Consider the following 16,992-nt stretch of genomic DNA (forward strand, 5'->3'; position numbering starts at 1 on the left):
CGCCCGAAAGGACGAAATCGCCGAGGCTCACCTCTTCGAGCCCACGAGCCTCGATGACCCGCTCGTCGAGCCCCTCGAAACGCCCGCAGAGAAGCGTCACGCCGGCCCCCGACGCCAACTCCCGGACGCGGGCCTGTGTCAGCGGCGCGCCCCGGGGGCTCAGGTAAATCAAGGGCTTGGAAGCCCCTTCCGCCATCGCCCCGTCGATCGCCGCGGCGACCACATCGGCCCGCATCACCATGCCCGGACCGCCGCCTGAGGGCGTGTCGTCGACCGAACGGTGCCTGTCCGTGGCAAAACCACGAATATCCACCGCTTCGAGCCGCCACGTTCCAGCTTCCAGCGCCCGCCCCGCCAGCGAGACGCCCAGAGGTCCCGGAAACATCTCCGGAAAGAGCGTCAGTACCGTCGCCGTCCAGGCTTGAGGCAAGGGCTCAGCCATTTTCAGCCTCGCCCGCGTCTTCGTCCGCCGGGCCCTCGTCGAAGATGCCGGCGGGCGGATCGATCACGATCCGCTGCCCCGCAATATCGACTTCCGGCACGTTCCCATCCGTGAAGGGCAGATAGACCGAAGGACCGCCTTCGGCCCGCTCGATCTCCAGAAGATCGCCCGCGCCGAAATTCTCGACCGCCACGACCCGGCCATAGACCTCGCCGTCCATGCCCACCGCCGAAAGCCCGATGAGGTCGGCGTGATACCAGCCTTCCTCCTCGTCCGTTTCCGGCAGGCGCGCCCGGTCGACAAAGAGCTCGGTGCCGCGCAAGGCCTCCGCCTCGTCGCGATCCGCCACCCCGTCGAGGCGGCAGATCACCGTGCCCTTGGCGAGCCCGACCGCCGCGATCTTGAAGCGGCGGCCCTCCCTGGTCTCGACCGGCCCATATCCGGCGACGCCTTTCGGCTCCTCCGTATAGGGCTTCACCCGCACCTCGCCGCGCACGCCATGCGCGCCCACGACGACGCCGAGACAGACTTTCTTCTGCGGGCGATCGGACATGCGCGCGCGGACCGGAGCTTACGCCTCGGCCGGAGCTTCCGCGGCGGCCTTGGCTTCTTCCGCGGCAGCGGCGGCAGCGGCCAGACGCTCCTGCGCCTTCGCCTTGGGCTTGGCCTTTTCCGGATTGTTCTTGGCCGAACGCTTCACGATGCCGGCGCCGTCGAGGAAACGCTCGACGCGATCGGTCGCAACCGCACCGACCGAGACCCAATGCTTGGCGCGCTCGACGTCGAGGACCAGACGGTCCTTGTGGTCCTTCGGCAGCAGCGGGTTGAAGGTGCCGATCTTCTCGATGAAGCGGCCGTCGCGGGGCGAACGCGTGTCCGCGATCACGATGCGGTAGAAGGGACGCTTCTTGGCGCCGCCACGGGCGAGCCTGATCTTGAGAGCCATGTGTTTTTGCCTTTCAGTGAAACTCGGAAACTTTTGAAACCATGCGCGGGAACCGCCCGCGCGAAACTCACTTCTTCTTTTTGCCGCCCGGAAGGCCCGGAAGACCTCCGCCGGGAAAACCGCCGCGACCCGGAACGCCGGGAAGGCCCGGCAGCTTCGGCAACCCGCCGGCACCGAGACCGGGAAGCCCGCCGGGCATGCCGCCGCCCAGGCCGCCCGGAGGCAGCATGTCCTTCAGCGCCTCGGGATTGTTCGCAAGCTCCGGCGGAATCTCGGGCATGCCGCCGCCGAAAAGCTTGCCGAGCAATCCGCCGCCCTTCTGCCGCGCCATGCTCTTCATCATGTCGGCCATCTGCCGGTGCATCTTGAGGAGGCGGTTGATCTCCTGCACCTCGGTGCCGGAGCCCGCCGCAACGCGCCGCTTGCGGCTCGCATTGAGAAGGCCCGGATTGCGTCGTTCGGCCTTGGTCATCGACGAGATGATCGCGGTCTGGCGCTTCAACACGCCGTCGTCCATATGCGCATTCGCCATCTGCGCCTGCGCTTTCGCGACGCCGGGCAGCATACCGAGCACGCCCTTCATGCCGCCCATGCGCTTCATCTGATTGAGCTGTTCGGCCAGATCGTCGAGATCGAACTGACCCTTCTTCATCTTGGCGGCGATCTTCTGCGCCTTTTCGGCGTCGATCGTTTCGGCGGCCTTCTCGACGAGGCTGACGACGTCGCCCATGCCGAGAATGCGGCCGGCGACGCGATCCGCCCTGAAGTCTTCCAGCGCGTCGAGCTTTTCGCCGGTGCCGAGCAACTTGATCGGAACGCCGGTCACCGCGCGCATCGAAAGCGCCGCACCGCCGCGCCCGTCGCCATCCGTCCGTGTCAGGACGATGCCGGTGACGCCGATGCGGTCCTTGAACTGCTGCGCGACATTGACGGCGTCCTGGCCGGTCAGGCTGTCGGCGACGAGAAGCGTCTCATGCGGATGGGCGACGTCGCGCACCTCGGCGACTTCCGCCATCAGCGCTTCGTCGATATGGATGCGGCCCGCCGTGTCGAGCATGACGATGTCGTAGCCGCCGAGCTTCGCCGCCTCGATGGCGCGGCGCGCGATCTGCACCGGCTGCTGGCCGGCGATGATCGGCAGCGTCGCGACGCCGGTCTGCTCGCCGAGGATCTTCAGCTGTTCCTGCGCGGCCGGACGGCGCGTATCGAGCGAGGCCATCAGTACGCGGCGCTTGTCCCGCGCCTCGAAGCGCTTGGCGATCTTGGCGGTCGAGGTGGTTTTGCCGGAGCCCTGCAGACCGACCATCATGATCGCGACCGGTGCCGCCGCCTGCAGCGAGATCGACGTGTCGCCGGTCCCGCCCAGCATCTCGACCAGTTCGTCATGGACGATCTTGATGACCTGCTGGCCCGGCGTGATCGACTTCAGCACCTCGACGCCGACCGAGCGCGCCTTGACCTTGTCGATGAAATCCTTGACGACCGGCAGCGCGACATCCGCCTCGAGCAGGGCCCGGCGGACTTCACGCAGGGCTTCGTCGACGTCCTTCTCCGAGAGCGCGCCGCGCCCCCTGAGCTTGGAAAAGACGTCGCCGAGACGACCGGTCAGATTTTCGAACATGAGGCTTCCGCCATTCCGTCCAGACAAAACAAAAATGCACCCGCGAGCGAATATCGCCGGCGGATGTTGACCCGGGCTCGATGCCTCGGGCGGATCGGGGCGTCATGAATGTCCCGAAATTCGGGCGGAAGCTACGGTGGCGGCCTCCCGGAGTCAATTCCCTGGTTTTCTGGGGCAGGGTGCAGGCCGGACCTCTTAGCTCTGGCGCTTGGTCCGCGCCGCCTTGTCGCCGCGCCGCGCTTCGTCTCGCCGGGCCGAGGCCTGCGAGGCGAGAAGCGAACCCAGCCCGCCCTCGTCCTGTGCCTTGTATTGATCCGCGAGAACGCCCACCGGCTGAAGCGGCTTAGGCCTTGCGCGCAAGCGGGCTTCGGCGGGATTGAGCCTCATGGTCCGTTTTTCCATTTCATCCTCCTTCGTCCGAGCGGCTGCGATGGGCGCCGATCTCGATGACCGCGCCCACTCCCCGCTTCCTGTTGAAAACAGCTTCTCCGAAAATTCGATCCGGAATCGCACCCGGATCAGCGAGGCGTGCTCCATGCGCCGGCAAAGAGCTCGGCGGCATCCTCGGAACTGAAGCAGAAACGGATCGTGTCGCCGCGGGTCTCGTAGGTCCAGCCCTCGCCAAGAGGCCCGAACTTGCGCCGGCACCATTCGGCGACGGGGCCGATACTCACCGAGCGCGCCCTCTCCCGGCTCATCGGAAGATCGACCTTGTAGCTGAAATGCTCGAAAGCAAAATTGTCGTCATCGACGCTGCTCATCTCGTCCGACCGGTAGCTGCTCTTTGGACTTCACATATGGAACGTCTGTCGCAGGCCCGGGTTCCATGACGCGACATATGGCGGAAAATGTGAGTAAAATTCCTGTTTTACACAAGATTTTGTAGCAGGAGGCCAAGCCCCTCGCGGGCAAAGGCGCGCATGTTGGCGACCCGGTCGTCCGGGCCGGTCCGCACGGTGAGGCTGCGCTCCGCGGGCCCGACAAGGGCCAGACAGGCCGTCCCCGCCGGATCGCCGTAGTGGCTGCCGGCAGGGCCCGTCGCGCCGATTTCGGCCAGTGCCCAGTCCGACGAGAACTGGGTCCGAAGCGTCTGTCCCAGAAGCAGGACGAAGGCTTCGCTGAGTGGCTTCTGTGCCCGCGCCTCGATGATCGTCTCAGCCGGAAGGTCGATGAGCACCTCCCGCGCCTTCTTCGTATAGACGACGGCGCCGCCGAGATAATAGGCCGACGCCCCCGGCACCGAGAGCAGCGCCGCCGACATGAGACCGCCGGTCGAGGATTCCGAGACGGCGATGGTTTCGCCCCTCGCCTTCAGGCGCGCGGCGATTTTCTCGGCCAGCGGTAAAAGCTCCTGCATGGGGGCCTCCTCGGGATGGGCATGGGCGGGCCGAGACAGTAACCGCCACGCCGGCGTCCACAAAGCGGCATTCGACTGGTATTTCACGCCGAAAAGCGCCATATACCGCCCATCATGGTGACCTCGGGTATGCATTTCCGGAAGATGAACGGGCTCGGCAACGACTTCGTCGTGCTGGATGTCCGCGCGGACCCTCTCGCCCTGTCGGATGCGGCCACCCGCGCCATCGCCGACCGCGACAAGGGTATCGGCTGCGACCAGCTCATCACCATCGAACGGCCCCGCGCCGGCGGCGACGCCTATATGGGTATCCGCAATGCCGACGGTTCGACGGTCGGCGCCTGCGGCAATGCGAGCCGCTGCATCGGCCGTCTGATTCTGGACGAAACCGGCAAGAGCGAAGTCACGCTCGAGACGCCGTCGGGTCCGATCGTCTGCACCGATGCGGGCGACGGGCGCATCACCGTCGACATGGGCGAGCCGCGCCTGAAGTGGAACGAGATTCCGCTCTCGGAGGAATTCGCCGATACCCGCGCCATCGAACTCGAAGTCGGACCGCTGGGCGCGCCGATCATGCATTCGCCCGCCGTCGTCAGCATGGGCAACCCCCATGCGATCTTCTTCGTCAAGGATATCGACGCGATCGACCTCGGCCGCATCGGCCCGATGCTCGAAAACCACCCGCTCTTTCCCGAACGCGCCAATATCTCGGTCGCGCAGGTTCTGTCGCCGACGCATATCAGGCTCAAGGTCTGGGAACGCGGCGCGGGCCTCACAAAGGCCTGCGGCACCGCCGCCTGTGCAACGGGCGTCGCGGCCGCGCGCAAGCGTCTCGCCGAACGCAAGGTCACGATCACGCTGCCCGGTGGCGATCTCGACATCGAATGGCGCGAGGCGGACAACCACGTCTATATGACCGGTCCCATCGAATTCGAATTCGAGGGCGAGCTCGATCCGCGCCTCCTCGCCGGGAGCGCGCTGGCATGAGTACGGGGCCGGACGTCGTCACTTTCGGTTGCCGCCTCAACACTTATGAATCCGAAGTGATGAAGGCTCACGCCTCGGCGGCAGGCCTCGAAGGCACCATCGTCTTCAATACCTGTGCGGTCACCAACACGGCGGTGCGTCAGGCGCGTCAGGCGATCCGCAAGGCGCGCCGCGAAAATCCGGATGCCCGCATCATCGTGACGGGCTGTGCGGCGCAGGTGAACCCCGGCGAATTCGCGGCGATGCCGGAAGTGAACCTCGTCCTCGGCAACGAAGAGAAAATGAAGGCCGAAAGCTGGATGTCGCCCCCGGCGCCCCACGCCGACGAACGCGTGCGCGTCAACGACATCATGTCGGTCAAGGAAACCGCCGGCCATCTGGTGCAGGGTTTCGAGGGTCACGCGCGCGCTTTCGTGCAGGTGCAGAACGGCTGCGACCATCGCTGCACCTTCTGCATCATTCCTTATGGACGCGGGAATTCGCGCAGCGTTCCGGCGGGCGAAGTCGTCGCGCAGGTCCGCGCCCTCGTCGAGAGCGGCTATCGCGAGATTGTGCTGACCGGCGTCGACATCACGTCCTATGGCGGCGATCTGCCCGGCACGCCGAGCCTCGGCAATCTCGCGCGCCGCATCCTGAAGCTCGTGCCGGACCTCGAACGCCTGCGCCTTTCCTCGATCGATTCCATTGAGGCCGACGGCGAGCTGATGCGCCTGATCGCCGAGGAAGAACGGTTGATGCCGCATCTTCATCTGTCGCTTCAGTCCGGCGACGACATGATCCTGAAGCGCATGAAGCGCCGCCATCAGCGCGCGGATTCGATCCGCTTCTGCGAAGAGGCCCGCCGCCTTCGTCCCGACATCGTCTTCGGCGCCGATTTCATCACCGGCTTCCCGACCGAGACCGGCGAGATGTTCGAAAACACATTGCGCCTCGTCGACGAGTGCGGCCTCACCTGGCTGCACGTCTTTCCGTTCAGCCCGCGTCCTGGCACGCCCGCCGCGCGCATGCCGCAGGTCGAGCGGCGGCTCGTCAAGGAGCGCGCCGAGCGCCTGCGCCTGAAGGGGGCCGAATGCGTCCGCACCCATCTCGACGCGGGGCTTGGCGCGACGCGGTCCGTATTGATGGAAGGCGGGATGATCGGCCGTACGCATCAATTCACGCCCGTCCGCATGAGCGATGCGAGCCTCCGTCCCGGCACGATCCTGGACGTGCGGCTCGCCTCTCACGACGGCGCCTCGTTCGAAGGGCTCAGGGCCGCATGAACGAGATCGACACGCAGGACGAGCAGCAGAAAAAGAAATCCTTCTTCCAGCGGATGAAGGACGGTCTTTCGCGCTCGACCCGCACCATTTCCGACGGCATTACCGGCATCTTCACGAAGAAGAAGCTCGACCGCGCGACCCTCGACGAACTCGAAGAGCTTCTCGTCACCGCCGATCTCGGGCTCGACACGGCGGCGCTGGTGACGGAAGCCGTGGCGAAGGATCGCTACGACAAGGAAGTCACGGCCGAGGAAATCCGTACCATCGTCGCGAGCGAAATTTCCAAGGTGCTCGCGCCCGTCGCGAAGCCCTTCGTCATCGACGCCGCGAAGAAACCCTTCGTCGTGCTGATGGTCGGCGTCAACGGCGCCGGCAAGACGACCACGGCGGCCAAGATCGCGGCGCAGGCCAAACGCGACGGCAGGAGCGTAATGCTGGCCGCCGGCGACACCTTCCGCGCCGCCGCCGTCGAGCAGTTGAAAGTCTGGGGCGAACGCATCGGCGCCCCCGTGGTGACGACGAAAGTCGGCGGCGATGCGGCGGGTCTCGCCTATGAGGCGCTCGCCCGCGCGAAGGAAGAGGGCACCGATCTTCTCCTAATCGACACGGCCGGCCGGCTCCAGAATAAGGCCGACCTGATGGCCGAGCTCGAAAAGATCCTGCGCGTGATCCGCAAGCTCGACCCCGAAGCGCCGCACGCGACGCTCCTCGTCCTCGATGCGACGACGGGCCAGAACGCGGTCAATCAGGTCGAGATTTTCGGCAAGACGGCGGGCGTGACCGGCCTTGTGATGACCAAACTCGACGGCACGGCGCGCGGCGGCATCCTGGTCGCCATCGCCAGACGCTTCGGCATACCGGTGCATCTGATCGGCATCGGCGAGAGCATCGACGACCTGCAGCCCTTCGACGCGGACAGCTTTGCCCGCGCCATCACCGGAGCGAATTGAGCCATGAGCGAGACCGGAACCGGACCGAGGCAGGCCCCGTCGGGCGCGCAATGGCTGCGCATGCTGCTCGAACTCGGGCCCCTCGTCGTCTTCTTCCTGATGAATTCGAAAGGCAATCTGATTTTCGGCGGCCCGCCGAGCCAGAACATCTTCTACGCGACCGCCACCTTCATGATCGTGACGGTGATCTCGCTCGCCGTCTCCTACTGGAGATTCCGAAAGGTGCCGACCATGCCGCTCGTCACCGGCGTCTTCGTCGTCGTCTTCGGCACGCTGACGCTGGTGCTGCACGACGACCTCTTCATCAAGGTGAAGCCGACGCTGGTGAATTCGCTCTTCGCCGCCGCCCTTCTCGGCGCCGCCTTCACCGGCCGGCCGCTGATGAAGCAGCTCTTCGACGCCGCCTTCGATCTCACCGACGAAGGCTGGATGATCCTGACGCGGCGCTGGGGATTTTATTTTCTCTTTCTCGCGGCGCTCAACGAAGTGATCTGGCGGAGCTTCACCACTGACTTCTGGGTCAGCTTCAAGCTCTTCGGCATCATGCCGCTGACCATCGTCTTCGGCATGCTCCAGATGCCCGTACTGACGAAATACGCCGCCGCAGAAAAGCCCATCCGCGGCGGCGAATAGATCATCATGCCGCGTGATGGATCTCGCGATCCTTCGTCTCCGGCAGGAAGAGAACGCCGATGACGAAGCAGATGGCCGCAATGATGATCGGATACCAGAGCCCGTCATAGATGTTGCCGGTCGCCGCGATCACCGCGAAGGCGACGGGCGGCATGAAGCCGCCGAACCAGCCATTGCCGATGTGATAGGGCAGCGACAGCGACGAATAGCGGATGCGCGCCGGAAAGAGTTCAACCAGCATCGCCGCGATAGGCCCATAGGTCAGCGCCGCGTAGATGACGAGAAGCCCGATCAGCAGCACCACCATCGGCGCGTTGATCTCCGTCGGATCGGCCTTGGCCGGATAGCGCGCCTGGGCGAGCGCCGCCGTCAGCGCCGCATCGAACCGCGCCGCCTCGTCTTTCGCGCCGGACGCCGTCGCCTCGTATGAAACGATCAGCGCGCCCCCGACATGGATCTGCGCGACCGAGCCCGCCGGTGCCTTCTCGTTCGCATAGGGAACGCCGCGCTTCACCAGCGCGCTTTTCGCCACGTCGCAGGAGGACGTGAAGGCCGCCGTGCCGACCGGGTTGAATTGCAGCGAACACTGCGCCGGGTCCGCCGTGACGACCACGGGCGCTGTTTCCTGCGCACGCTCGAGCGCGGGATTGGCGAAATGCGTGATGCCATGGAAGATCGGCATATAGGTGAGCGCGGCCAGCAGGCAGCCCGTCATGATGATCGGCTTGCGGCCGATGCGGTCGGAGAAGAAACCGAAAAAGATAAAGAAGGGCGTCCCGATGACGAGCCCGCCCGCGACCAGCAGGTTCGCCGTCTGCGGCTCGACCTTGAGGACCTGGGTAAGAAAGATCAGCGCATAGAACTGGCCCGTGTACCAGACGACCGCCTCGCCCATCGAGAGGCCGAACAGTGCGAGCAGCACGATCTTCAGATTCTTCCAGTTGGCGAAGCTCTCGCGCAGCGGCGCCTTCGATCCCTTCCCTTCCGCCTGCATGCGCTTGAAGACGGGCGACTCGTCGAGCCTGAGCCGGATCCAGACCGACACGCCGAGCAGCAGCGCCGAAAGCAGGAAGGGAACGCGCCAGCCCCACATATCGAAATGTTCGGGCGCCATCAGCGAACGGCAGGCAAGAATGACCAGCAGCGATAGAAAAAGCCCCGCCGTCGCCGTCATCTGGATCCACGACGTATAGGCGCCGCGGCGCCGGGCCGGTACATGCTCGGCCACATAAGTCGCGGCGCCGCCATATTCGCCGCCGATGGCGAGGCCTTGCAGCATCCGCAATAGGACAAGAAGAATGGGCGCAAGAATACCGACAGAAGAGTAAGTAGGCAGAAGACCGACCAGGAAGGTCGAAAAACCCATGACGAGGATCGTCACCAGAAACGTGTATTTGCGCCCGACGAGATCGCCGAGCCGCCCGAAGACCAGCGCGCCGAAGGGGCGGACCGCGAAGCCCGCCGCGAAAACGAGCAGCGCGAAGATGAAGGCCGCCGTATCGTTGACGCCGGCGAAGAACTGCTTGGAGAAGATCGCGGCGAGCGCGCCATAGACGAAGAAATCGTACCACTCGAACATCGTGCCGAGCGAGGAGGCGAAAATCACCTTGCGCTCTTCCGGCGTCATGCCCCGCTCGCGCGGACGCCCCTTACCTGCCCCATCGATCGCCATCGTCTCCCCCCGTATTAAGCCCGCCGCCCGGCGGCGAGCGCCGAGAATGCCGCGAACGGAGCAATTTCGCCAGATAGCAAAAGAAACCCGGACCGCCTTATTTGGGAGGCAGAACGTTGCCGAACTCACCCTCAGGGTTTGCGAAAGGCGCAATGACGGCCTGGTCCATCACCGAACGGAACTGCCGAAGCGCCCAGTGAACGCTGGGGAAGGCAAGCTGGTCCCAGGGAATGTCCTCCCAGTCGAACAGCGCTACCTCGAGACTTTCCGGCCCCGACGAAAACTCGGGCGAGGCCAGTTCCGCCCGATACATGAGCTGCACCTGGGCAATGCGCGGAATATTGTAGACGGCGAGCAGATCGCGAATGCGGATATCGGCGTTTGCCTCTTCGCGGGCTTCGCGCCGGGCGCCTTCTTCCGTCGTTTCGCCGTGTTCCATGAATCCGGCGGGCAGCGTCCAGAAGCCCTTGCGCGGCTCGATTGCCCGGCGGCACATCAGGAACTTTTCGCCATGGGTGACGACGGAACCCACAACGATCTTGGGGTTGTCGTAGTGGATGAAGCCGCAATGGTCGCAAACGTCGCGCGGCACGCTGTCTCCCGTTGGCACGCGCTGGGTGAAGAGAAGTTCATGTGCGCCGCCCGGCTCCCTGTGTTTCATTGCGCCTGATCTCGCGTGCGGGACCTTGGCGGCATCTCGGGCGGCATCTCTGGAATTTGTCATTTCATCTTACCGTTGTTCCGCCCACGGACTGAGGAGCGGCATACGCTGAAACTACGGTGTTATGGAGCGGACATTATGCCGAAATTGGTCAGGCCCGCACATAATCCGCAACTGGATGGCACCCGGACGATTTACCGCCCACGCGGCTCTTGCGCTCCGGGGTTGGCGGGTGCATATGATGATATTATTCCGCGTCCGCAAATGAGCCAACGATACAAGGCTTGTCCGTATCAGCGATCAGTCGATCGACAAGCAGGCGGCATCGCGTAGTCACTCACGGCGACTGGAACCTAGTCTAGTGAAAAGGGTTCCGGCGCGAAACTTCGGAGGTTTTCAAAATGGCAGCCAGAAAGTCGGCGGGGGGATATGATCTCGAGAGCTCCCTCAGCCATCTGCTGCGGCGCGCCCAGCAATTTGCATATGACCAGTTCGTTCAGCAGATGGGCACCGGCGCGATCACGCCGCGCCAGTTCATCGTGCTCTTCGCGGTCAATGAAGAAGAGGGTCTGAGCCAGACGGATCTCGTCAACCGCACGGGCATCGACCGTTCGACGCTGGCCGACATGATCAGCCGCATGATCAAGAACGGCCTGCTCGCCCGCAAGCGCACCGCGGAAGACGCCCGGGCCAATGCCGTCCGGCTCACGGCTGCAGGCCGCCGCGCGCTCAACGGCGCGTTGCCTCGCGCGCTCGCCGCTGAAAAGGCGCTTCTCGACCTGCTGCCGAAGGCGGCGCAGACCGAGCTTCTGAAGGGGCTGTCGCATCTCGCCAGCGCCATGGGCGAAGCGAAATCGGTTGAGCAGCCCGCCCGCGCCAAGAAGACGCGCCGGGCCGCCGCGACACCGGCGCGCAAGCGCCCGGCCGCCAAGCGCGCGCCCACGCGCCGCAAGGCGTCCTGATATTCGCCGGTGCTCGGGGCCTGCCACCTTACCGGGCAGCCCTGAGCGCCGGCAGAATTTCCCCATCGATGAGATCCGGTGTGAGCGGGCCTACATGTTTGTAGGCAATGCGCCCCTTACCGTCGACGATATAGGTTTCCGGCACGCCATAGACGCCCCAGTCGATCGACACGCGGCCTTTCGGGTCCGCGCCGACGCGGTCGAAAGGATTGCCGAGTTCGCCGAGGAACCGCCGCGCCGCTTCGGGGCTGTCCTTGTAGTTGATGCCGTAGATCGGCACGCCGGCAACCGCCTTCAATTCCATCAGCACCGGATGTTCCTCGCGGCAGGGCACGCACCATGACGCGAAGACGTTGACGACGACAGGCTTGCCCTGCCCGAAATCGGTGCTTGCCATGCCGGGCCTGTCGAGCCCCTCGACGGCGTCCAGCGAAAAGGCGGGAACATAACGGCCGATCAGCGCCGACGGCACGCGCGACGGATCGCCGCGAAAGATCGCAACGAGAAAGAAGCCGGCGAGAACCACGAAGAGTCCGGCCGGAATCAGGGCGGTGAACCTCATCTATCGGGCCCCGCCTCCCGCGCCGCGGCCCGGGGACGCGCGGCCTTACCCTTGTCGAGTTCGCGGACGAGACGCTGCTGAGCGCGGAAATCCATGACGCTTTGTATTGCGATGCCGGCCATCACCAAGGCTGCAATCGCATAACATGGCCAGACGAAAGCCGCATATCCGCCCATCGCGAAAAAATTCTGCATGTTCAGCGCTCCGTCCGCGCAAGACGCAATACGCGCACGCGGCGGCGGAAGATTTCCGCCCGCATCCGCACCAGAAGCAGCGTCACGAAGAAGAGCGTGAAACCGAGCGCCATGACGCCGAGCGGCATCAGCATCGAACTCGCGATGGCCGGCCCGTCGATGCGGAAGACGCTCGCCGGCTGATGCAGCGTGTTCCACCAGACGACCGAATAATGAATGATCGGCACGTTGATCGAACCGACCAGCGCCAGCACCGCCGCCGCGCGGCCCGCTCTCACCGGCTCCTCGATCGTCGCCCAGAGCGCCATGTAGCCGAGATAAAGAAAGAAGAGGATCAGCATCGAGGTGAGGCGCGCGTCCCAGACCCACCATGTCCCCCACATCGGCCGGCCCCAGAGCGAGCCCGTGACCAACGCCAGAAACGTGAAGGCCGCGCCGATGGGGGCCGCCGATTTTGCCGCGATGTCGGCGAGCGGATGACGGAAAACAAGCGCCACGGCCGAAGCGCCCGCCATCACCATGTAGCCGAACATGGCGAGCCAGGCCGACGGCACATGGATATACATGATCCGCACCGTCTCGCCCTGCTGATAGTCGGCGGGCGACACGAAGAGCGAGAGATAGAGGCCGGCCGCGAGAAGCAGGCACGTGACGACGGCACAGGCCGGCAGCAACCGGTCCGACAGCGCCATGAAGCGCGCCGGGTTGGCGAAAGCCTGCAATCTCTGCGATGCGGTGAGGTCTGACATGGCCGTCATTTAGCGATCCTCCCGGCCCGAGGGCAAGAGAGCCCGCGAGGCATTTTGCCGCGTGTGATCCAGAATCGAGATGACCTTCATCGAAGATTGGCCCGGAGCGCCGCCGCCGAGGCGACCGGCCCGAGAACGAGGCTCACCAGCGAGACGGCGCCGAGCAGCAGCAGGCTCTGCCCGCCCGCGCCGGGCACGGCGGAAACGCCGCCGCCCCCCGCCGCCCCGACCCCGAAAATGAGCACCGGAATATAGAAGGGAATGACCAGCAGCGAGGCGAGCAGCCCGCCGCGCCTGATGCTGACGGTGAGCGCCGCGCCGATGCCGCCGAGAAAGCTCAAGGCCGGCGTGCCGACCAGCATCGCGAGAACGAGCGGCCCGAAATCTTCCGTATCGAGATTGAGCAGAAGCCCGAGCAGCGGCGCGGCGACGACGAGCGGCAGGCCCGTGGTGAGCCAATGGCTGAACGCCTTCGCCGCCGCGACGAATTCGAGCGGCAGCGCGCCCGTCATCAGGAGATCGAGCGAGCCGTCCTCGTAATCGGCCTGGAAAAGCCTGTCGAGCGTCAGCAGCGCCGAAAGCAGCAGCGCCACCCAGAGCATGCCGGGCGCGATGGAGGCCAGCAGCTTCAGATTGGGACCGATGCCGAGCGGCACGATCGAAACAACCGTCAGAAAGAAGAAGACGGCCATGCCCGCGCCGCCGCCGACGCGGATCGCGAGCCTCGTATCGCGCGCAACAAGCATATGGAAGGCGCGCATCATGCCGAAGCATCCTGGTGAAGATCCGCGAAGCCACCCTGCGGCGCGCCGAGAACCAGCGAGCGCGCGCCGCCGAGCCCGAGATCCTGATGCGTCGCCGCAACGATGATGCCGCCGTCCGCAAGATGCGCCTCCATCAGAACGACGAGACGCGCGACGCTCGCCCGGTCGAGCGCCACGGTCGGCTCGTCGAGCAGCCAGACGGGGCGCGGCGCGAGAAGGAGTCGCGCCAGTGCGAGCCGCCGCCTCTGCCCGGCCGAGAGATAGGCAACGGGAAGGTCCACGAGATCGCCGAGGTCGAGCCGCTCCAGCGCATCGTCGATGCCGCCGCCGCCCAGATATCCGCTCCAGAATAGCGCCGTCTCGCGAACGCTCATCGCCGCCTTCAGCGCGTCGAGATGCCCGACATAATGCGTCTGCTCCGGCAGCGTCAGCTCGGTGTCGCCCCCCTCGAGCGCGATCCGCCCCTCCGCGATGTCGACGAGCCCGGCGATCTGGCGCAGCAGGCTCGATTTCCCCGCCCCGTTGCGGCCCGTGACGATCAAGGCCTCGCCGCCCGCGACCCCGAAATCGAGCCCCTCGAAAACGACGCGCCCGCCGCGAATGCAAGCGAGATTTTCAGCTATCAATCTCGCGTCGCCTGGAAAGTGACGTTTGCTCTCATAGGACACGGAATAGCCTGATCACTAAATTGTCGTGCGTTTGCCAGTATCGAACCGCCGGCAAACGCATCTTGCCACCAGATATTCAGATTTCGGATTTCATCGCAAGCTGCATTGAGCAATGCCATTGTTGCGGAGTACATGCCCGCTCTTTAGTCTTCTCTCGCCGCAAGGGGGGCAACCATGAAAAGTATACAGGCAATCGGATTTGTCGAACGATCCCCGAAAAGAATCCATCTTCTTATCGTCTCGACTGCCATTCTGCTCCACATCGGCGTCTCCCTCACACGCCTCTATGACAGCTATTTCTTCTCGGACGATTTCTTCAACGATATTTTACAAAAGGAAAATGCAGGGAACTGGCATTATTTCTTCTGGGCGGTTTACGGACAAACAGTCCCCTTGTACCGCGCCGCGCATCTAATTTTCTTTCAGATATTCGGCCTGAACCACGGCGCCGTCATATTCTTTACGCTATTGATGAGTTCGTCCGTCGTTGGATTCATCGGCGCGATCGTCAGGCGAGCGCGAGCGCCTGTTGGCGTTGCCGCCGCACTTGTCGGTATTGCCGCGACCTCTCTTCTCCCAATTGAGCCGCAGCGCTGGTGGAGCGCCGGACTCCATAGTTTTCCTGGGACAATTGCCGCTCTTGCTTGCATCTTTATCGCGGCCGATCCTGCTTCTCGTTTGCGTTCCCGGCAGGCGCTGGCGGCCGCTGCGATCTATACGATTGGTCTTGGCTTTTATGCAAAGACACTCATCCTCATCATTCCCTTCATCGCTATCCGACTTTTCGTCCGCGTAAGCCGGAAACAGGACGACGATATCGTCGCGCATCTCATGGGAGCTCTGCGCGACAGCGCGCCGATGATGCCGGTTGCAGCCCTCTATCTGATCGCCGCTTCATTGGTCGCGATCAAGCATGGCGCGACCGGCCTTGATCTCGCATCTGTCCCCGCCGTCATCAAATTCACGTTGATCGGCCTCCAGTATGGAATGATCAGCGCCTTGGCCGGTTTTCATATCGTCGAAGCGACGCCGGGTTTTATCATGTTCCTTGGTGCCCTTGTGGCCGACATTGCACTCGGCGGCGCGGTATTTGTCGCTCTGCGCCGCAATTCCGCCGCGCTGTGGCTCTGGGGCGGGCTCGCCGTCACATTGATTGCCGGTATCGTGATAATCGGATTGGCGCGAGCTGCCATTTACGGTCCGTGGTCCGCCGTAAGCGGTCGCTATACGCTCGACGGCGGAATGATGATCCTCGCCTTTGTCTCGCTCGGCCTCGGCCATGCCTATGCCGGCCGGAGCGTCGTTACGTCCCGCAAGACGGAGAAAGTATTTCTCGCGGTATCCCTACCCGCGATGATGCTTGCCCTGTGGACTGGAACGACCTATCCGGCGGTCTGGGATACGGTCGGTGTGCGGCAGTTCATGAGCACTTTTCGGACAAGCTACGCACGCGAGGCACAAAAAAGCGCACCGATCCTCGGCGAACGCATAATGCCGGCGCTCATGACGCCGACCTGGATGATCGACTACACCGACCTCGGCCATTTCGCCGGGTTGTTGATCGAAGCCCCGCGCGTCGCGCCCTGGGACCAGGCAACCCACATCGTCCTCGACGGAGGCGAGGTGATATCGCTTGCCGATCTCCCGCGCCTTCGCCTGGATGATGCCTCGGGAACCAGCCATACGATCTCGATCGCGCCGTCCTTTGAAGGGCAAGGCCACCTCGATCTGATCGAACCCAAGCAAGGCGGAAGGATATATGGCTGGCTTGACCCGCGGTTGGGGAAGCGTCTGGAGGTCTGGGCGGTTATCGGTTGCAAGGCCGTTGTGGAGAGCGGTCTGTCGGCACAAAGAAACGACGTTGCCGCATATCTCGGACGGCCCCTCTTTGCCCGAGGCGGCTTCGAAACCTATTTCGACTCTTCTCCGACAGGCCAGGTCGCGGTTGTCGGCGTCATTGATCGCCGCATCGCGATCACGCTTTCCGGATCGTCGCTGCTATCGGCCTGCGCACTGGATTAAACCCGCGAACTTGGCTCAGATCTCATCGAACCGTCCGCCCCGACCCTTGCCGGCGGCGAAGCGTGCCGCGCCCTTCACCGTCTCGCCACTGGCCATCACCTTTCGGCCATGCTCGAACTCGTTGGCGATGGCGCGGTCGTAAGGCAGGTCCCATTGCTCATAGGCCGACATGCGGTCGTGCCTGAGGCAGAGTTGCGGAAAGCGCGCGATCTCGGCGGCGAGCTTCTCGGCCTCGGCGCGCGCCTGCCCCTTCGGCACGACGCGGTTCGCGAGCCCGATCGCAAGCGCTTCCACGGCCTCGACCGGACGGCCGGTGAGGATGAGGTCCATGGCGCGCGCATGGCCGATGAGCCGCGGCAGGCGCACCGTGCCGCCGTCGATCAGCGGCACACCCCAGCGGCGGCAGAAGACGCCCATCACCGCCCCTTCCTCGACGACGCGCATGTCGCACCAGAGCGCGAGTTCGAGCCCGCCGGCGACCGCGAAGCCCGAAATGGCCCCGATGACGGGCTTGGAAAGCAGCATGCGCGACGGGCCCAT

The 16,992-nt window shown here is 64.5% G+C and carries 20 protein-coding genes and 1 pseudogene; 6 read left to right on the forward strand and 15 right to left on the reverse strand.

The features are described 5' to 3' along the window. The 7 genes and pseudogenes from VMR03_RS06520 to VMR03_RS06550 form a co-directional block, all read right to left on the reverse strand. Positions 1–442 (reverse strand): annotated as a pseudogene (locus tag VMR03_RS06520) (tRNA (guanosine(37)-N1)-methyltransferase TrmD); the annotation flags it as partial. After that, on the reverse strand, positions 435–995 hold the full coding sequence (gene rimM, locus VMR03_RS06525) for a ribosome maturation factor RimM (RefSeq protein WP_325403437.1): 561 nt from the start codon (positions 993–995) through the stop codon (positions 435–437). The gene rimM and the pseudogene VMR03_RS06520, both read right to left, overlap by 8 nt. Before the next feature lie 18 nt (positions 996–1,013). Further along, positions 1,014–1,388 carry a 30S ribosomal protein S16 gene (gene rpsP, locus VMR03_RS06530; RefSeq protein WP_325403439.1) on the reverse strand — a complete coding sequence of 125 codons (375 nt, stop codon included), beginning with the start codon at positions 1,386–1,388 and terminating at the stop codon, positions 1,014–1,016. A gap of 67 nt (positions 1,389–1,455) precedes the next feature. Next, on the reverse strand, positions 1,456–3,009 hold the full coding sequence (gene ffh, locus VMR03_RS06535) for a signal recognition particle protein (protein ID WP_325403441.1): 1,554 nt from the start codon (positions 3,007–3,009) through the stop codon (positions 1,456–1,458). Between the two features lie 195 nt (positions 3,010–3,204). After that, on the reverse strand, positions 3,205–3,411 hold the full coding sequence (locus VMR03_RS06540; protein ID WP_325403443.1) for a hypothetical protein: 207 nt from the start codon (positions 3,409–3,411) through the stop codon (positions 3,205–3,207). A gap of 116 nt (positions 3,412–3,527) precedes the next feature. Then, on the reverse strand, positions 3,528–3,770 hold the full coding sequence (locus VMR03_RS06545) for a hypothetical protein (RefSeq protein WP_325403445.1): 243 nt from the start codon (positions 3,768–3,770) through the stop codon (positions 3,528–3,530). A 107-nt stretch (positions 3,771–3,877) separates the two neighbouring features. Then, positions 3,878–4,366: a CinA family protein gene (locus tag VMR03_RS06550; RefSeq protein WP_325403447.1), complete on the reverse strand. Its 489-nt coding sequence runs from the start codon at positions 4,364–4,366 to the stop codon at positions 3,878–3,880. 129 nt (positions 4,367–4,495) lie between these two features. Here VMR03_RS06550 and dapF point away from each other — a divergent pair, with 129 nt between their 5' ends. The 4 genes from dapF to VMR03_RS06570 are packed head-to-tail and all read left to right on the forward strand — an operon-like array spanning position 4,496 to position 8,198. Then, complete coding sequence (gene dapF / locus VMR03_RS06555) at positions 4,496–5,353, forward strand: diaminopimelate epimerase (protein ID WP_325403449.1); 858 nt, start codon at positions 4,496–4,498, stop codon at positions 5,351–5,353. Next, on the forward strand, positions 5,350–6,615 hold the full coding sequence (gene mtaB / locus VMR03_RS06560) for a tRNA (N(6)-L-threonylcarbamoyladenosine(37)-C(2))-methylthiotransferase MtaB (protein ID WP_325403451.1): 1,266 nt from the start codon (positions 5,350–5,352) through the stop codon (positions 6,613–6,615). The genes dapF and mtaB overlap by 4 nt, the downstream gene beginning before the upstream one ends. Beyond that, a complete protein-coding gene (gene ftsY, locus VMR03_RS06565; RefSeq protein ID WP_414693153.1) occupies positions 6,507–7,565 on the forward strand; it encodes a signal recognition particle-docking protein FtsY in 1,059 nt (352 codons plus the stop codon). Before mtaB ends, ftsY begins: the two co-directional genes overlap by 109 nt. Before the next feature lie 3 nt (positions 7,566–7,568). Beyond that, entirely contained in the window at positions 7,569–8,198 is a 630-nt protein-coding gene (locus tag VMR03_RS06570; protein ID WP_325403453.1) for a septation protein A, read from the forward strand. A gap of 4 nt (positions 8,199–8,202) precedes the next feature. Here VMR03_RS06570 and VMR03_RS06575 read toward each other — a convergent pair whose 3' ends face one another. Next, complete coding sequence (locus tag VMR03_RS06575) at positions 8,203–9,870, reverse strand: MFS transporter (RefSeq protein WP_325403455.1); 1,668 nt, start codon at positions 9,868–9,870, stop codon at positions 8,203–8,205. Between the two features lie 97 nt (positions 9,871–9,967). Beyond that, positions 9,968–10,531, reverse strand: a complete 564-nt coding sequence (locus tag VMR03_RS06580) for an NUDIX hydrolase (RefSeq protein ID WP_325403457.1) — start codon at positions 10,529–10,531, stop codon at positions 9,968–9,970. Between the two features lie 401 nt (positions 10,532–10,932). On the opposite strand from VMR03_RS06580, the gene VMR03_RS06585 reads away from it, so the two are divergent. Further along, positions 10,933–11,493, forward strand: coding sequence for a MarR family winged helix-turn-helix transcriptional regulator (locus VMR03_RS06585; RefSeq protein WP_325403459.1), 561 nt, complete (start codon positions 10,933–10,935; stop codon positions 11,491–11,493). A 28-nt stretch (positions 11,494–11,521) separates the two neighbouring features. Here VMR03_RS06585 and VMR03_RS06590 read toward each other — a convergent pair whose 3' ends face one another. From VMR03_RS06590 to ccmA, 5 genes are all read right to left on the reverse strand, one after another. Further along, entirely contained in the window at positions 11,522–12,055 is a 534-nt protein-coding gene (locus tag VMR03_RS06590) for a DsbE family thiol:disulfide interchange protein (protein ID WP_325403461.1), read from the reverse strand. Beyond that, a complete protein-coding gene (gene ccmD / locus VMR03_RS06595; RefSeq protein ID WP_325403463.1) occupies positions 12,052–12,249 on the reverse strand; it encodes a heme exporter protein CcmD in 198 nt (65 codons plus the stop codon). The genes VMR03_RS06590 and ccmD overlap by 4 nt, the downstream gene beginning before the upstream one ends. Positions 12,250–12,251: 2 nt before the next feature. Next, entirely contained in the window at positions 12,252–13,007 is a 756-nt protein-coding gene (locus VMR03_RS06600) for a heme ABC transporter permease (RefSeq protein WP_325403465.1), read from the reverse strand. A gap of 77 nt (positions 13,008–13,084) precedes the next feature. Continuing rightward, positions 13,085–13,762: a heme exporter protein CcmB gene (gene ccmB / locus VMR03_RS06605; RefSeq protein WP_325403467.1), complete on the reverse strand. Its 678-nt coding sequence runs from the start codon at positions 13,760–13,762 to the stop codon at positions 13,085–13,087. After that, positions 13,759–14,388: a heme ABC exporter ATP-binding protein CcmA gene (gene ccmA / locus VMR03_RS06610; RefSeq protein ID WP_325403469.1), complete on the reverse strand. Its 630-nt coding sequence runs from the start codon at positions 14,386–14,388 to the stop codon at positions 13,759–13,761. Before ccmA ends, ccmB begins: the two co-directional genes overlap by 4 nt. Positions 14,389–14,604: 216 nt before the next feature. Between ccmA and VMR03_RS06615 the strand changes: the two genes are divergently transcribed. Further along, positions 14,605–16,452, forward strand: a complete 1,848-nt coding sequence (locus VMR03_RS06615) for a hypothetical protein (protein WP_325403471.1) — start codon at positions 14,605–14,607, stop codon at positions 16,450–16,452. 15 nt (positions 16,453–16,467) lie between these two features. Here VMR03_RS06615 and VMR03_RS06620 read toward each other — a convergent pair. Then, positions 16,468–16,992: crotonase/enoyl-CoA hydratase family protein (locus tag VMR03_RS06620; protein WP_325403473.1), on the reverse strand; the 525-nt coding region annotated here is incomplete at its 5' end.

Source organism: Parvibaculum sp., from assembly GCF_035511255.1.
Lineage (GTDB): Bacteria > Pseudomonadota > Alphaproteobacteria > Parvibaculales > Parvibaculaceae > Parvibaculum.

Coding starts and splice junctions, on each gene's coding strand:
- VMR03_RS06550 (WP_325403447.1), bottom strand. CDS start 4,366: ATGCAGGAGCTTTTACCGCTGGCCGAGAAAATCGCCGCGCGCCTGAAG.
- rpsP (WP_325403439.1), bottom strand. CDS start 1,388: ATGGCTCTCAAGATCAGGCTCGCCCGTGGCGGCGCCAAGAAGCGTCCC.
- VMR03_RS06590 (WP_325403461.1), bottom strand. CDS start 12,055: ATGAGGTTCACCGCCCTGATTCCGGCCGGACTCTTCGTGGTTCTCGCC.
- VMR03_RS06580 (WP_325403457.1), bottom strand. CDS start 10,531: ATGAAACACAGGGAGCCGGGCGGCGCACATGAACTTCTCTTCACCCAG.
- ffh (WP_325403441.1), bottom strand. CDS start 3,009: ATGTTCGAAAATCTGACCGGTCGTCTCGGCGACGTCTTTTCCAAGCTC.
- mtaB (WP_325403451.1), top strand. CDS start 5,350: ATGAGTACGGGGCCGGACGTCGTCACTTTCGGTTGCCGCCTCAACACT.
- dapF (WP_325403449.1), top strand. CDS start 4,496: ATGCATTTCCGGAAGATGAACGGGCTCGGCAACGACTTCGTCGTGCTG.
- ccmD (WP_325403463.1), bottom strand. CDS start 12,249: ATGCAGAATTTTTTCGCGATGGGCGGATATGCGGCTTTCGTCTGGCCA.
- VMR03_RS06615 (WP_325403471.1), top strand. CDS start 14,605: ATGAAAAGTATACAGGCAATCGGATTTGTCGAACGATCCCCGAAAAGA.
- VMR03_RS06545 (WP_325403445.1), bottom strand. CDS start 3,770: ATGAGCAGCGTCGATGACGACAATTTTGCTTTCGAGCATTTCAGCTAC.
- VMR03_RS06570 (WP_325403453.1), top strand. CDS start 7,569: ATGAGCGAGACCGGAACCGGACCGAGGCAGGCCCCGTCGGGCGCGCAA.
- VMR03_RS06585 (WP_325403459.1), top strand. CDS start 10,933: ATGGCAGCCAGAAAGTCGGCGGGGGGATATGATCTCGAGAGCTCCCTC.
- VMR03_RS06600 (WP_325403465.1), bottom strand. CDS start 13,007: ATGACGGCCATGTCAGACCTCACCGCATCGCAGAGATTGCAGGCTTTC.
- rimM (WP_325403437.1), bottom strand. CDS start 995: ATGTCCGATCGCCCGCAGAAGAAAGTCTGTCTCGGCGTCGTCGTGGGC.
- VMR03_RS06540 (WP_325403443.1), bottom strand. CDS start 3,411: ATGGAAAAACGGACCATGAGGCTCAATCCCGCCGAAGCCCGCTTGCGC.
- ccmB (WP_325403467.1), bottom strand. CDS start 13,762: ATGATGCGCGCCTTCCATATGCTTGTTGCGCGCGATACGAGGCTCGCG.
- VMR03_RS06575 (WP_325403455.1), bottom strand. CDS start 9,870: ATGGCGATCGATGGGGCAGGTAAGGGGCGTCCGCGCGAGCGGGGCATG.